The organism is Halomonas sp. LS-001, assembly GCF_052983955.1.
The window spans coordinates 1,614,396-1,629,862 of the sequence record NZ_CM129816.1; the positions used below are offsets into that span (position 1 = coordinate 1,614,396).

Genomic DNA, 15,467 nt, shown 5'->3' on the forward strand with positions numbered 1-15,467 from the left:
TTACTTATTGTGGTGCCCGCGGAATTGGATCAGTCGTATCCAGGTTGTCAAACAGCAGCGCGCGTGGATTTTCATTCAACGTACGCGTTAATGGCTGCAGATCACGTAACAGACGATTGATGCGCTCAGCCGTGGAAAGCAGTTCCTGGTAGGCAGGAGACGTCGGTGATAAACCTTCCATGGTAGTGCGCAGTTCTTCCAGCGTGGCATTGATGTTATTGCCCATCTCAAGTGTGTCCGGGTCATTCAGCAGCTGATTGATAGAGGTTGATACAGACCGGGTTTCGCTTATCAGCGACTGTGTTTCGCTCAGTACGGCTTCAGAGGCCTGCAGATTTCTGTCTAGACCGGCCAGCAATGGTTCGACTTCAAGCCCGTTTAACTTGTCCAATAACGCGGTGATCTGTGCCTGTATCTGAGCAAAGTCGCCAGCCACAATAGGGAAAACTGTGCGTCCGGAAAACGTTTCCTCCGCGTAGTTGCCTGCCAGATCGCGTTTGAAATTTAGATCAACAAACAGAGCGCCGGTAAGCAGGCTGCCACTTTTTAGCGATGCACGCAGACCATTGGTGAACATACGCTCAAAACGCTGTTGCCATTCGCTTAGGTCAATGTCGTCACCGGCAATTCCCAGCCGCTCTGGCTCAATTCTGATCAGTACCGGAATAGCAAAGCTTGAGCGCGAATCAGGCTGTGGCGCCATGAAATTCCACGGTACGGCAGTGACGGAGCCGACCCGCACGCCACGGAATTCAACGGGGGCTCCTTTTCTTAGCCCGCGAACCGTATCTTCAATCAGTAAGACATATTCCAGGTAGTGCTGGAAGGTACCCTGACGCGCGCTGTCTTCATCGGCGAAGAGGTCAAAACGGGTGTCAGGCTCAACGGGTTGTCCCATTGGCATGTCTTCAGGTACCCCAAAAGTCACGCCACCGCCTAACAACGCTTCGAGTGACTCAAGATTCAAGCGCACACCGTCTGCATCCAGACGGAAATCAACACCACTGGCCGTCCAGAAGCGCGTGCTATCAGTGACCAGGTTGGAATAAGGGTCTTCGATAAAGATGGTGTGATGCATGGTGCGCTCTTCAGCATCAAAACGCACCTCATCGACGCGGCCAACCGTAAATCCTTGATATGAAACAGGGTCACCAGGGCGCAAGGAATTACCCAATTGGCTGACCAGTTTAAGCTGAAGCCCGGTTACACCAGCCGGCGCGACAGGAGGAACGTCGCTGACGCTGAATTCGCGCTGAAACTCTTCGGAATCACCAGGCTCCAGTTGGATATAAGCACCCGATAAAACGGTGCCCAAGCCACTGATGCCTTCTCTGCCAATCCGTGGTTTAACCACCCAGAAACGACTGTTCTCGTTCAGCATCTCCTCTGCTTCCTGGTTAATGCGCGCTGATATAACCGCATGAGACAGGTCTTCAGACAGTTTCACGCTCTCCACATGACCGACTTCAACGCTTCGGCTTCTGATCAGCGTACTACCGGCTTCAATGCCATCAGCGTTATCCATTGTCAGAGTCACTAGCGTGCCACGGCTGCTGTAGTTGTCGTATACCAGCCAGATGCCAATAGCAATGGCCACCAATGGGATAATCCATATCGGAGAAAGTCTGGCTTGAGGTGAAGTTTTGGCGCGGTGTAGCGCTTCTTCTCCATGTGGTTCATTGCGTGTTTCGTTAGCCATCAACAGGTTCCTGGTTGACGTGATTTCGGCGGCGATTGCGCGGTAAAGGTGTGTCCCATATCAAGCGCGGATCAAACATCATGGCGGCCAGCATCGTCAAGACTACCACGGCGCCGAAGGCGAGCGCTGCGGGACCGGGTGTTATCGACATCAGCGAGCCGGCACGAATGAGGGCAACCAGAATAGCGACCACAAAAACGTCTACCATTGACCAGCGACCAATAAATTCCGTGATCCGATAAATAACGGTGCGGTTGTGTGCGTTCATTTCGCTTGTTTTGCGGACAACCAGGCATAGCCATATTAATGCCACTAGCTTGCTGACCGGGACAACGACACTGGCTATAAAAATGACCAGAGCAATCGGCCATGATCCCATTTGTATAAGCTGCACGACGCCACCGATGATGGTCGAAGGAGATTCCTTTCCAAGGCTGGTAGTGGTCATAATGGGATACAGGTTGGCCGGAATATACATGACCATGGCCGCCGCCAGAAGTGCCCAGGTTCGCTGTAAGCTGGAAGGTAAACGCGAATGCAGGCGCTCGTTGCAACGAAGGCAGCGTGGTTTGCGAACATTGGGGGCAGGTCTGTTAATGAGCCCGCAGGTCGCGCAACCAACAACGCCTTGGGTAGCCGCAGGCGCACCGGTTTGAGTGCCTTCTGGCGCTAATGGCTCACCATCTTCAAGTGAAAACCACATCCAGTCGGCATCGACAGATTGAATAGTAAATAACAGTAGAATGGCAAAAGCACAGAATGCCCAGAACGAAACGCCTAAGGTGACCTGCGCGATGCCAGCGATCTTGATCAGGCTCACCAGTGCGCCGACAATAAATACATCTGCCATCAACCAGGGGGTAAGGTGAGTCAGCGAGCGAGCGACATCTTTGCTAAACGGTAGCTGACGATCTATCAGCAAGCCAAACTGCAACCATATCAGACCGATAAGGTAGACCGCTGGTAAGACGACAATACTCATGATGACGGCGATTGCCACGATTGGTTGATGAAAGCCTATCAGGGTGGTCGCGGTCTGAGTCAATTCAATTTCGTTGCCGATGCCACTGACACTAAAACGTACAAAAGGAAAAGAAATCGCGAGCAATAGCATCGTCAGCGCTGAGGCTGCTAAGGCCATGCTGCGCTGTGCCGGATAACGGTGCCTTTTGACCAGTACATGCTCACAACGTGGGCAGCTGGCTTTTTCACCGGGCTTTAATGGAGGAAGGGCAGAAACCCAGTCACATTCATGACAAGCTCTTAATCGCCTGCGCTGAGTTCTTGTTTCTGGCGGCGAAAGGTCTGCCTGCGAAGCGGCTTCTGCCAGTTGGCGAAAACGCGCTTTGGCTAACTCGGGACGTGTCATGGACGAGCGTTTCTGCGTTTTCATACAACGGCCTGATTAAGTGAGTCTAGACGTATGTGCGGCATCGTGAGCAAGACGATATGAATGGATTGGCACTTGACTATTCTGCCAGCGTAACTAACGATGCTGCAGCAATTGTGCATAGGCTGAATCAATAAAGGAAATCCAATGCTAGTGTCCCTGCTCGCTGTGCTTTGCGGACTTGTTTTGCTTATCTGGAGTGCAGAAAAATTTATTGAAGGTGCTGCGGCGACTTCTCGCTGGTTAGGGTTATCACCTCTATTGATCGGAATGCTAGTCATCGGCTTTGGTACGTCGGCGCCTGAAATGATGGTATCAGTATTGGCTGCGTTGCAGGGCAACCCCGGTTTGGCAGTCGGTAATGCCTATGGTTCCAATATCGTTAATATTGGTTTGGTTTTGGGGGTTGTGGCCTTGCTTGCACCTTTAACGGTTGATTCTGGTGTTGTACGTAAAGAAATGCCTGTTCTGCTAGTGGTAACTTTGATAACAGGGTTAATGCTGTTTGATGGATGGATAGCTCGCTGGGAAGCCATTGCTTTATTGCTAGGTTTGGTTCTACTGATTGTGATTAGCATCCTGCAATCGCGTAAAAGCCAGGATGATGCCATTGTCGAAGAAGTGGCCGCGACATTAGAAAGTCATCCCATGTCGCGTGGCAAGGCCCTGATGTGGACGCTGATAGGACTGATGCTTTTGATTGTCAGCTCCCGCCTGCTTGTCTGGGGCGCGGTAGATATTGCCGTTACGTTTGGCGTAAGTGACTTGATCATTGGCTTAACCGTTGTTGCCATTGGTACTTCTCTGCCTGAGCTAGCTTCATCTATTAGTGCCTTACGCCGTAAAGAGCACGAGATGGTGTTGGGTAACGTGGTGGGTTCCAATCTGTTCAATACACTGGGAGTTGTCGGTCTGGCGGGGGTGATTCGCCCGATTGAGGCGGGCAATGACGTGTTGACTCGTGATTGGCCGGTGATGCTGGTGATGACGTTGTTGATGATGGCATTTGCATTTTCCTGGCGCGGTCGTTCGCGTCGGATTAACCGTTGGGAAGGTGGGTTTCTGCTATTGATGTTTGTTGGTTATACCCTGTATATGGTTTCACTTGTGCTTGGTAGTCGTCCGTGACTTTATGTTACGACGATAAAACGCTGCCAGTGCATGAGTGCTGGCAGCCTGATCTTAAGCTTTGTTTATTTAGGCACGATGGTGAGCGTGGACCACTTAAACGTTATCATTAAGGTAAAGCGGGAACTTCGAAGCCAGGCATTTCCCCTGTCAATGTATGTAAGAAAGCAGTGATGCCATCGATGGTCTGCTGCTCAAATTCACGTCCCAGCATTTCCTTGCCCATGATCGCAACGGCTTCTTCTAGCGTTTCTGTGGCGCCGTTGTTCATATAAGGGTAAGTCACTGCAACGTTGCGTAAGGTGGGTGTTCTGAAACGGTATTTGTCGCTTTCTTCACCGGTCACGATGAAACGGCCTAAATCCTTGGAACCAGGTACCTGGATGGCGTGAAATTGACTATCTGTCAACGCGGGGCCGCGATGACATGCAATGCAACCATTGTCGACAAAAGCCACCATACCGTCTTTGGCTTGATCGCTGATGGCTTTGTTATCACCATGCAAATAACGGTCAAATGTTGAATTTGGTGTGTTTAGTGTCCGCTGAAAAGTTGCCATTGCGTGCGCCAGATTGTCTGCATTAATCGGCTCTTCATCATCCGGGAAAGCGGCTGCAAATTTTTGTTGATACAGATCAAACTCGGTCAACCGCTCCAATGCCGCATCAAGGTCCATAGCCATTTCGACATCTGCCTCAATCGGACCCAGGGCTTGACCTTCAAGATCTGGCTCGCGGCCATCCCAGAACTGGGAGCCCAAAAAACCACTATTAAGTACGGTGGGTGTGTTGCGCTCCCCAATTTGACCATCGTGCCCCGTAGCGCGAGGAATCCTGTCTGCCCACCCCAATGCCGGGTTATGGCAAGTAGCGCAGCTAATTACGCCACTTGAAGAAATACGCGGTTCAAAAAACAGCATATTTCCCAGTTCAATTTTTTCAGGCGTCATGGAATTGTCAGCTGGGATAGGCGGTAAATACGGCAGTGCTTCAAAGCGATCTTTATAATTTTGCAGGTCGTCTGCCACCAGCATGCCGCTGGATATCATGGCAGCTGCTGTTGCCATCACAGATAAGGTTTTTTTCATTTTGATGTCCCCCTTGCGTCAATCCCTCTCGGATGAGAGGTACTTAGCTAGCGAGGCTAGCCTTAACTCACAGTAAGGTTTAACTGTTGTTAAAAATCAATCAGGTGATGAGTCAGGTAAAGCCTGATGTTGAGCCAGATCATGAGTTCAGGTTTTTTTGATAAATCTGCTTGATTATCGATGGTGTTTACTAGGGTCTGTTGACGTTTCATCACGAACCGCGTTGCTGCATCAAAATGTGCCAGACAAGGCGCGGAACGCCGTTAAGGGTGGTTCCCTTCTCAAGTTTCGCAACGCAGTATGGTGCATTTTGAAGCGCAACCCGAAGGGCTGGGTCAGTTTTTATCCGCTGCGGCGTTAGTCGTCGTTCATTTGGAGTTACCAAACGTCTCTCCTCCTGCCTTGCCCCGAATAAAAACTGACACCAGCGCGGCCGTGAATGAAACGTCAACAGACCCTAACGTATTAGTAAGTGTGTGTTGTGGATGATGCCACCTATACAGTGCTGCCATTGAAAACATAAGAAGGGGGGGTTGACCCAGGCAAAAAAACTGGTAGGATACGCATCCATTGAACGGCAGCAGTCACGCAGTTCAAGCTCTTTAATAATTTGATCAGGTAATTCATGTGGGCGCTTGCCGATGAGGGTGATAAATCACCAAATATCAAGGTAAGCGGTCATGACAATGTAAATTGAAATGAATTCGTTTAAACCTTGAGCCAAGTTTGATTCGCTTTTGTTGCTCTAGAGTGACAAGTAAGAATCACAATGATTTTAAACTGAAGAGTTTGATCATGGCTCAGATTGAACGCTGGCGGCAGGCCTAACACATGCAAGTCGAGCGGTAACAGATCTAGCTTGCTAGATGCTGACGAGCGGCGGACGGGTGAGTAATGCATAGGAATCTACCCGGTAGTGGGGGATAACCTGGGGAAACTCAGGCTAATACCGCATACGTCCTACGGGAGAAAGGGGGCTTTGGCTCCCGCTATCGGATGAGCCTATGCCGGATTAGCTGGTTGGTGAGGTAATGGCTCACCAAGGCGACGATCCGTAGCTGGTCTGAGAGGATGATCAGCCACATCGGGACTGAGACACGGCCCGAACTCCTACGGGAGGCAGCAGTGGGGAATATTGGACAATGGGGGCAACCCTGATCCAGCCATGCCGCGTGTGTGAAGAAGGCCCTCGGGTTGTAAAGCACTTTCAGCGAGGAAGAACGCCTGTCGGTTAATACCCGGCAGGAAAGACATCACTCGCAGAAGAAGCACCGGCTAACTCCGTGCCAGCAGCCGCGGTAATACGGAGGGTGCAAGCGTTAATCGGAATTACTGGGCGTAAAGCGCGCGTAGGTGGCTTGATAAGCCGGTTGTGAAAGCCCCGGGCTCAACCTGGGAACGGCATCCGGAACTGTCAAGCTAGAGTGCAGGAGAGGAAGGTAGAATTCCCGGTGTAGCGGTGAAATGCGTAGAGATCGGGAGGAATACCAGTGGCGAAGGCGGCCTTCTGGACTGACACTGACACTGAGGTGCGAAAGCGTGGGTAGCAAACAGGATTAGATACCCTGGTAGTCCACGCCGTAAACGATGTCGACCAGCCGTTGGGTGCCTAGCGCACTTTGTGGCGAAGTTAACGCGATAAGTCGACCGCCTGGGGAGTACGGCCGCAAGGTTAAAACTCAAATGAATTGACGGGGGCCCGCACAAGCGGTGGAGCATGTGGTTTAATTCGATGCAACGCGAAGAACCTTACCTACTCTTGACATCTACAGAAGCCGGAAGAGATTCTGGTGTGCCTTCGGGAACTGTAAGACAGGTGCTGCATGGCTGTCGTCAGCTCGTGTTGTGAAATGTTGGGTTAAGTCCCGTAACGAGCGCAACCCTTGTCCTTATTTGCCAGCACGTAAAGGTGGGAACTCTAAGGAGACTGCCGGTGACAAACCGGAGGAAGGTGGGGACGACGTCAAGTCATCATGGCCCTTACGAGTAGGGCTACACACGTGCTACAATGGCCGGTACAAAGGGTTGCCAACTCGCGAGAGTGAGCGAATCCCTTAAAGCCGGTCTCAGTCCGGATCGGAGTCTGCAACTCGACTCCGTGAAGTCGGAATCGCTAGTAATCGTGAATCAGAATGTCACGGTGAATACGTTCCCGGGCCTTGTACACACCGCCCGTCACACCATGGGAGTGGACTGCACCAGAAGTGGTTAGCCTAACGCAAGAGGGCGATCACCACGGTGTGGTTCATGACTGGGGTGAAGTCGTAACAAGGTAGCCGTAGGGGAACCTGCGGCTGGATCACCTCCTTAAACGATGCATTATCCTCGCGGTAAGCGCTCACAATGAATTACCTGATCAGATAGCTGTTGATACGCAGTGATAAGCGATTTCTTCATATTGAAAAAAGAGAAAAGACCTTTTTTAAAGACTTTTCTTTTTCTTTTTAACGTGAAAAAGCATTCGTTTATCACTGCTTATGGCAGTCGCTCTTTAACAATATATCAAGCTGATAAGGTTCTTTTAAGAACGCGATCCATCACCGTCTTTATGACGCTGTTGTGGATCACGAACGTGAAAGAACCATGTACGTAATAAATTGTTATGTGATACGTCTCAAGCGTATCCGGCAATCGTTGTCATTGCGAACCCCAGACTCCTTCGGGTTATAGGGTCAAGCAATGAAGCGCACACGGTGGATGCCTAGGCAGCCAGAGGCGATGAAAGACGTGGAAGCCTGCGATAAGGCTCGGCGAGGTGGCAAACAACCTGTGACCCGGGCATTTCTGAATGGGGAAACCCACTCATCACAAGATGAGTATCCTGCACTGAATCCATAGGTGACAGGAGGCGAACCAGGGGAACTGAAACATCTAAGTACCCTGAGGAAAAGAAATCAACCGAGATTCCCCTAGTAGCGGCGAGCGAACGGGGACCAGCCCTTAAGCATGTGACTGATTAGGCGAATGCGCTGGGAAGCGCGGCCATAGCGGGTGATAGCCCCGTAGTCGAAAATCTGATCATGTGAAATCGAGTAGGTCGGGGCACGAGAAACCTTGACTGAAGACGGGGGGACCATCCTCCAAGGCTAAATACTCCTGGCTGACCGATAGTGAACCAGTACCGTGAGGGAAAGGCGAAAAGAACCCCGGAGAGGGGAGTGAAATAGACCCTGAAACCGTGTGCGTACAAGCAGTCGGAGCGGACTTGTTCCGTGACGGCGTACCTTTTGTATAATGGGTCAGCGACTTATATTCTGTGGCGAGGTTAACCGTATAGGGGAGCCGTAGCGAAAGCGAGTCTTAACTGGGCGCACCAGTCGCAGGGTATAGACCCGAAACCGAGCGATCTATCCATGAGCAGGGTGAAGATTGAGTAACATCAATTGGAGGCCCGAACCAGGATCTGTTGAAAAAGATTTGGATGACTTGTGGATCGGAGTGAAAGGCTAATCAAGCTCGGAGATAGCTGGTTCTCCTCGAAAGCTATTTAGGTAGCGCCTCATGTAGCACCACCGGGGGTAGAGCACTGTTTCGGCTAGGGGGTCATCCCGACTTACCAACCCGAGGCAAACTCCGAATACCGGTGAGTGACGCGTGGGAGACACACAGCGGGTGCTAACGTCCGTTGTGAAAAGGGAAACAACCCAGACCGTCAGCTAAGGTCCCGAAATCCTGATTAAGTGGGAAACGATGTGGGAAGGCTCAGACAGCTAGGAGGTTGGCTTAGAAGCAGCCATCCTTTAAAGAAAGCGTAATAGCTCACTAGTCGAGTCGGCCTGCGCGGAAGATGTAACGGGGCTAAATCAGGTACCGAAGCTACGGGTTCATCCTCTGGATGAGCGGTAGAGGAGCGTCGTGTAAGCCAATGAAGGTGGATTGAGAAGTCTGCTGGAGGTATCACGAGTGCGAATGCTGACATGAGTAACGATAAAGGGCGTGAAAAACGCCCTCGCCGGAAGACCAAGGGTTTCTGTTCGACGCTAATCGGAGCAGAGTGAGTCGGCCCCTAAGGCGAGGCCGAAAGGCGTAGTCGATGGGAAACGGGTCAATATTCCCGTACCGGACATGATTGCGATGGGGGGACGGAGAAGGCTAGGTGAGCCAGGCGTTGGTTGTCCTGGTGAAAGTGAGTAGGCTTGTGTCCCAGGTAAATCCGGGAGACTTCAAGGCCGAGACACGAAACGAACTGACCACGGTCAGGAAGTCATTGATGCCACGCTTCCAGGAAAAGCCTCTAAGCTTCAGATCATGTGCGACCGTACCCCAAACCGACACAGGTGGTCAGGGAGAGAATCCCAAGGCGCTTGAGAGAACTCGGGTGAAGGAACTAGGCAAAATGGTGCCGTAACTTCGGGAGAAGGCACGCCGGCGTAGGGTGAAGAGACTTGCTCTCCTAGCCCGAACCGGTCGAAGATACCAGGTGGCTGCAACTGTTTAGTAAAAACACAGCACTCTGCTAACGCGCAAGCGGACGTATAGGGTGTGACGCCTGCCCGGTGCCGGAAGGTTAAGTGATGGTGTTATCTTCGGAGAAGCTCTTGATCGAAGCCCCGGTAAACGGCGGCCGTAACTATAACGGTCCTAAGGTAGCGAAATTCCTTGTCGGGTAAGTTCCGACCTGCACGAATGGCGTAATGATGGCCACGCTGTCTCCACCCGAGACTCAGTGAAATTGAAATCGCCGTGAAGATGCGGTGTACCCGCGGCTAGACGGAAAGACCCCGTGAACCTTTACTATAGCTTCACACTGGACGCTGATGTTGCCTGTGTAGGATAGCTGGGAGGCTTGGAAACCCGGACGCCAGTTCGGGCGGAGCCAACCTTGAAATACCAGCCTGGCATCATTGGCGTTCTCACTCAGGTCCGTTATCCGGATCGAGGACAGTGTGTGGTGGGTAGTTTGACTGGGGCGGTCTCCTCCCAAAGAGTAACGGAGGAGCACGAAGGTACCCTCAGCACGGTCGGACATCGTGCAATGAGTGCAAGAGCATAAGGGTGCTTGACTGCGAGACAGACACGTCGAGCAGGTGCGAAAGCAGGTTCTAGTGATCCGGTGGTTCTGTATGGAAGGGCCATCGCTCAACGGATAAAAGGTACTCCGGGGATAACAGGCTGATACCGCCCAAGAGTTCACATCGACGGCGGTGTTTGGCACCTCGATGTCGGCTCATCACATCCTGGGGCTGAAGTCGGTCCCAAGGGTATGGCTGTTCGCCATTTAAAGTGGTACGCGAGCTGGGTTTAGAACGTCGTGAGACAGTTCGGTCCCTATCTGCCGTGGGCGTTGGATGTTTGAGAAGGGCTGCTCCTAGTACGAGAGGACCGGAGTGGACGCACCTCTGGTGTTCCGGTTGTCACGCCAGTGGCATTGCCGGGTAGCTAAGTGCGGACGGGATAACCGCTGAAAGCATCTAAGCGGGAAGCCCCCTTCAAGATGAGACATCCCTGAGGCCTAGAGCCTCCTGAAGGGCCCAGCGAGACCAGCTGGTTGATAGGCACGGTGTGGAAGCGCTGCAAGGCGTTGAGCTAACGTGTACTAATGGCCCGTGAGGCTTGACCCTATAACACCCAAGGGGTCTGGTCGCAGTGATAACGATGCTCGAAAGAGCAAAGCCGGATACGCAAGAGACGATCACAGTGCATAAGTAAAAGCGCGGACAATTTAAGAACACGTACAGCGCAGGTCATCAATAGCCTGCGCATCAGCTTGATATAGACCAGTTACGCCTGACGACCATAGCGAGCGGGAACCACCTGATCCCTTGCCGAACTCAGCAGTGAAACCGCTTAGCGCCGATGGTAGTGTGGGGTCTCCCCATGCGAGAGTAGGTCATCGTCAGGCACTTATACCGCAAAAAACCCAGCCATCCGGCTGGGTTTTTTGTTTTTGGGGTAGAGTAGAGGATAATTTGCTATTCAGTGACGACGAATTTCTAACAATGCAATAAGAATATCGCGGCGCGTTACCACACCCACAAGTCGGTTTTGTTCAACGACAGGGTAAATTTTAGGTTTGGCTCCCAACATTTCCTGGGCAAGATCCGTAATGCTTTTATTAGGTGTCACGCTGAGCACATCGTTTCTCATTAACTCATTGACCAGCGGTGCCTCACCATCATTGTAAATACTATCAAGCACTTGACCCAAAACATCCTGCTCGGAAATAAAGCCTATCAGCCGGTCGGCCGAATCGACCACGGGAGCACCAGGCAAGCGGTGTAAGGCCAGACCCTGAGCTAAGGTGGTAATTGAAGCATTTGGTGAAACGCGATAACAGTCACGGGACATGATATCTCTTACAGTATCAGGTACTTTGTTAGTGGCCTTGCTACCCATATTTGTGCTCCTTATCGCTTAACACAAAGGTGATGGCTGATTGAATCGTACAAAAAAAGGTGGATACATACTTAATATAGATGATCATTCCAAAGCTTCGAATCGAGTTTTCAACGGTTAATTTTTAACAGGAGCTCTCAAATGGATGCACGTGAATACTTGAGCCGTCAAGGGGTTGGCCTGGATAAAGACCCGGACAAGCCAAATACGCTCGAAGAAAAAGCCTGGGACCGGGCCAGAGGTTCAGGACAGCAGCGCCCAAAGTCTGGCACTCCTCATGACTGGGAAGAGTGGGAGCGCTATCATGGCGATCTGGCCAGTGAAGCGGATACGCTTGAGCAGAAAATTGATAAAGATGCCCATCGGGAAACAGTAGAAAAAGACAAGCCGCAGAAAAAGAGTGTTTCCGCGACACACGACGCGCCATCAGAAGCAAAAACGACTCACGAAAGCGTAAGCTATTTCGATCCAACGGATGCCGGTAATGCCAGTGTTGAATCAGCGCGTGATGATTCTTTTAGCGACGAAATACTACCTCCTTTTCCTCGCATGTCTGGTCAGCTAAAAGCGGCATATATTGCCCTTGCTTTTTTGTTGCCACCTTTAGCCGTGGGCCTCGCTGGCGGCAATGCTCGGCGTGTGGGAATCACTTGCCTGTTAACAGTATTGCTCTGGCTCCCTGGGGTCATTTATGCCGTTCGCTGGCTACTAAACCGTAAACCTTGATTTTATTTTCGGTTAACACTTTTGATTGCTGATGATTTGCGTATAATTTGTAAACTCTAAAATCTTAAAGGGTTTACTATGGCTTATCTTATCGGTGTAACGGTGTTATGGGCGTTTTCATTTTCATTGATCGGTGTTTATATTGCCGGTCAGGTAGATAGCTACCTTGCGGTGCTAATCAGGATCGCACTGGCCACATTGGTATTTCTTCCCTTTCTGCGCCCCAGCCTGATTTCAGTACGGCAGCGTTTTATTCTGGCAGGGTTGGGCGCCGTCCAACTGGGCGTCATGTACATCTTTTTTTATCAGTCCTTCCTGCTGCTTTCCGTGCCGGAAGTGTTGCTGTTCACTATCTTCACGCCTTTATACATCGCATTGCTGGATGACCTTCTATTTGGTCGTTTTACTCCCTTCTATCTTGTCATTGCCTTACTGGCAGTATTAGGAGCGGCAGTGATTCGTTACGATGGTATCGATAGCGGCTTCTGGTTGGGCTTCCTAGTGGTACAAGGTGCCAATCTGTGCTTCGCTTTAGGGCAGGTAGGTTATCGTCGTCTTTCTGCTGAGTTGCCGGACTCTCTTCCGTGGCACAATGTCTTTGGATGGTTTTTCATAGGTGCCTTAGGCGTATCAATTCCGGTTTTCCTGCTGTTAGGCAACCCATCAGCACTACCAACAACCGGTATTCAGTGGGGCGTATTGGCGTGGCTTGGCCTGATTGCATCAGGTGGCGGTTACTTTGCATGGAATCTTGGCGCTGCCAAGGTTGATGCAGGTACCTTGGCGGTCATGAATAATGCGCTGATTCCGGCTGGGTTGTTGGTGAACCTGCTGATATGGAATCGTGATGCGGACCTCAGTCGTTTACTGCTCGGCGCATTGATTATGGGATTTTCTCTGTGGCTTAACCATTGGTGGCTAGGGCGTCGAGCATTGCAGTCTGTTTGAGGGTTTTTATGTATGAAAACACCGGCTTGATTTGCTTGCGGACGTCAGGCTAGACATAATGAGGCACTATGTTAATGAGCCTGATTCATGCCACAGACATCTTTATCTGCCACTGCTGCTATTAACGCGGATGATCATCAACCCTTTTCTACCATAGGGTTGATTGGTCGTTTGGGAAGCGACAAGGTCACCGATTCGCTAACCAGGCTAGTGCATTATCTTACGTCGCATCATTATAACGTCGTTGTTGAAGACCGGACTGCTACGGTTATTCCACATCACGGTCAGACTGAAGCGAGTCGTCGAGCATTAGGCGAACTGTGTGACCTGGTTATCGTGGTAGGAGGTGATGGAAGCCTGCTGGGAGCGGCACGCTCTTTATGCAAAACAGGCACGCTGATTCTAGGGGTGAATCGCGGACGGCTGGGTTTTTTAACGGATATTTCTCCCGATGAGTTAGAGCAACGCGTTGGCGAAGTACTGTCAGGGCATTATGAGGTAGAAGAGCGTTTTCTGCTGGATGCCGAGCTATATCGTAACGGCGTAGTGGTAGGAGCTGGTGAAGCTCTCAATGAAGTGGTGGTTCATCCCGGTAAAGCGGTACGCATGATTGAGTTTGAACTTTTCATTGATGGCCAGTTTGTGTATAGCCAGCGTAGTGACGGCTTAATTGTTGCGACCCCAACAGGGTCCACTGCCTATGCATTGTCCGGCGGTGGGCCCATTATGCATCCTAAACTGGATGTCATTACTTTAGTGCCCATGTTTCCCCACACCTTATCCAGCCGACCCATTGTGGTTGATGCGGCCAGCGAGATTCGCATTCATATAGGCGAGACCAATCAAACCTATCCCCATATCAGCTGTGATGGTCAGACAAGAGCGGTATCCAAGCCGGATGATGTCCTAGTTATTACGCGTAAACCGCAGCGTGTGCAGTTGGTGCATCCTATCGGGCATAATTTTTATAGTGTTCTGCGCAGTAAGCTCGGTTGGAGCCATCGGCTAGGAGATTGATAATGCAGGGATTCGATCTGATAGGCGATGTTCATGGTTGCGGTGCCACCTTAGTTGCGCTGCTAAAGAAGATGGGATACCGGGAAAAAAAGGGGGTTTATTGCCATCCGCATCGCAAAGTTATTTTTCTGGGTGATCTGATTGATCGAGGGCCAAGAATTCGTCTTGCGGTACTAACGGCGCGTCGAATGGTGGAGGCGGGTGAGGCGTTTATCGTGATGGGAAATCATGAATATAACGCATTAGCGTATTGTCACCCTGCACCTGAAGGAAGTGGGAAACGCTGGCTGAGGGAGCATTCGCCTCGACATAACCGGATTATTCAGGACACACTGGATCAGTATCGTGACCACACCAATGAGTGGGAAGATACCCTTGCATGGTTTAAACGAATCCCTCTGTTTCTTGAGTTTGATCAGTTTCGGGTCGTTCATGCCTGTTGGGACGATGCCTTGATTCAATCACTTAAGCGTCGCTCTCCTGATGCCTGTATGAATGACAGCTTTCTGGTCGAATCAACTGATTACACAACACAAGCCTTCCAGATTGTGGACCGCCTGACAAGAGGTGCGCATATACCGTTACCGAAAGATGTTGAAATCCATTCTGGCGATGGGTTCACGCGAAAAAGTTTCCGCGCTCATTTCTGGTGTGAAAAACCGATCGTTTGGGGAGACGTTGTTTTCCAGCCGGATAATCTCCCCGGTGAACTTGAAGCTCGCCATCTGACGGAAAGTGAACGTCAGCGGCTGAGTTACTATGATATTAATCAACCACCGCTGTTTATTGGCCATTATTGGTGTGAAGGTATTCCCGCGTTGCCGGCCGCCAATATCGCTTGCCTGGATTATAGTGCGGTTAAGTATGGCCGCCTTGTTGCATACCGTTGGAGCGGCGAGGAAAATTTGAATGCAGATAATTTTGTCTGGATTCGAGTCATCAAAGAGGAGCAGGCATGCCCATCTGGCTGAAGCCTGGAGTAAACTCGATAACGATCACTTTTGTACATTTCGTTACATTAATTTGCACTATCAGGGGAACTCATACTGCGCATGACAATCATAGTAAATGTTCCCTTGAATGATCCCTTGCTTTTGCCCGGCGGTTACCACCGCCGGGTTTTTTAACGCCGTTAA

Annotated in this window: 9 protein-coding genes and 3 rRNA genes; 8 read left to right on the forward strand and 4 right to left on the reverse strand. The window is 50.9% G+C overall.

What is annotated here, in order from left to right; all coding sequences use genetic code 11:
* Positions 1 to 4: 4 nt before the first annotated feature.
* Together pqiB and ACU6TU_RS07240 are read right to left on the reverse strand one after the other, a co-directional pair.
* Positions 5 to 1,699 (reverse strand): intermembrane transport protein PqiB, encoded by a 1,695-nt coding sequence (gene pqiB / locus ACU6TU_RS07235; protein ID WP_447143883.1) that lies wholly within the window; start codon positions 1,697 to 1,699, stop codon positions 5 to 7.
* A complete protein-coding gene (locus tag ACU6TU_RS07240; RefSeq protein WP_447143884.1) occupies positions 1,692 to 3,092 on the reverse strand; it encodes a PqiA/YebS family transporter subunit in 1,401 nt (466 codons plus the stop codon). Before ACU6TU_RS07240 ends, pqiB begins: the two co-directional genes overlap by 8 nt.
* Before the next feature lie 144 nt (positions 3,093 to 3,236).
* Here ACU6TU_RS07240 and ACU6TU_RS07245 point away from each other — a divergent pair, with 144 nt between their 5' ends.
* Entirely contained in the window at positions 3,237 to 4,217 is a 981-nt protein-coding gene (locus tag ACU6TU_RS07245; RefSeq protein ID WP_447143885.1) for a calcium/sodium antiporter, read from the forward strand.
* A gap of 109 nt (positions 4,218 to 4,326) precedes the next feature.
* Here ACU6TU_RS07245 and ACU6TU_RS07250 read toward each other — a convergent pair whose 3' ends face one another.
* Positions 4,327 to 5,304, reverse strand: coding sequence for a cytochrome-c peroxidase (locus ACU6TU_RS07250; protein WP_447143886.1), 978 nt, complete (start codon positions 5,302 to 5,304; stop codon positions 4,327 to 4,329).
* Positions 5,305 to 6,081: 777 nt separating this feature from the next.
* Here ACU6TU_RS07250 and ACU6TU_RS07255 point away from each other — a divergent pair.
* The 3 genes from ACU6TU_RS07255 (at position 6,082) to rrf (ending at position 11,146) form a co-directional block, all read left to right on the forward strand.
* Positions 6,082 to 7,614 (forward strand): 16S ribosomal RNA (locus tag ACU6TU_RS07255).
* A 360-nt stretch (positions 7,615 to 7,974) separates the two neighbouring features.
* A 23S ribosomal RNA gene (locus ACU6TU_RS07260) occupies positions 7,975 to 10,865 on the forward strand.
* A 165-nt stretch (positions 10,866 to 11,030) separates the two neighbouring features.
* A 5S ribosomal RNA gene (rrf, locus tag ACU6TU_RS07265) occupies positions 11,031 to 11,146 on the forward strand.
* Together the 16S, 23S and 5S rRNA genes form the textbook arrangement of a ribosomal RNA operon.
* Positions 11,147 to 11,220: 74 nt before the next feature.
* Here the strand turns inward: rrf and ACU6TU_RS07270 are convergent.
* Positions 11,221 to 11,640: a CBS domain-containing protein gene (locus ACU6TU_RS07270; protein ID WP_447143887.1), complete on the reverse strand. Its 420-nt coding sequence runs from the start codon at positions 11,638 to 11,640 to the stop codon at positions 11,221 to 11,223.
* Positions 11,641 to 11,781: 141 nt separating this feature from the next.
* Here ACU6TU_RS07270 and ACU6TU_RS07275 point away from each other — a divergent pair, with 141 nt between their 5' ends.
* From ACU6TU_RS07275 to ACU6TU_RS07290, 4 genes are all read left to right on the forward strand, one after another.
* Positions 11,782 to 12,366, forward strand: coding sequence for a YqaE/Pmp3 family membrane protein (locus ACU6TU_RS07275; RefSeq protein ID WP_447143888.1), 585 nt, complete (start codon positions 11,782 to 11,784; stop codon positions 12,364 to 12,366).
* Between the two features lie 78 nt (positions 12,367 to 12,444).
* Positions 12,445 to 13,314: an EamA family transporter gene (locus ACU6TU_RS07280; protein WP_447143889.1), complete on the forward strand. Its 870-nt coding sequence runs from the start codon at positions 12,445 to 12,447 to the stop codon at positions 13,312 to 13,314.
* Positions 13,315 to 13,401: 87 nt separating this feature from the next.
* Positions 13,402 to 14,331, forward strand: coding sequence for an NAD(+) kinase (locus ACU6TU_RS07285; RefSeq protein ID WP_447143890.1), 930 nt, complete (start codon positions 13,402 to 13,404; stop codon positions 14,329 to 14,331).
* A 2-nt stretch (positions 14,332 to 14,333) separates the two neighbouring features.
* Positions 14,334 to 15,302: a metallophosphoesterase gene (locus tag ACU6TU_RS07290; RefSeq protein WP_447143891.1), complete on the forward strand. Its 969-nt coding sequence runs from the start codon at positions 14,334 to 14,336 to the stop codon at positions 15,300 to 15,302.
* Positions 15,303 to 15,467: the final 165 nt, after the last annotated feature.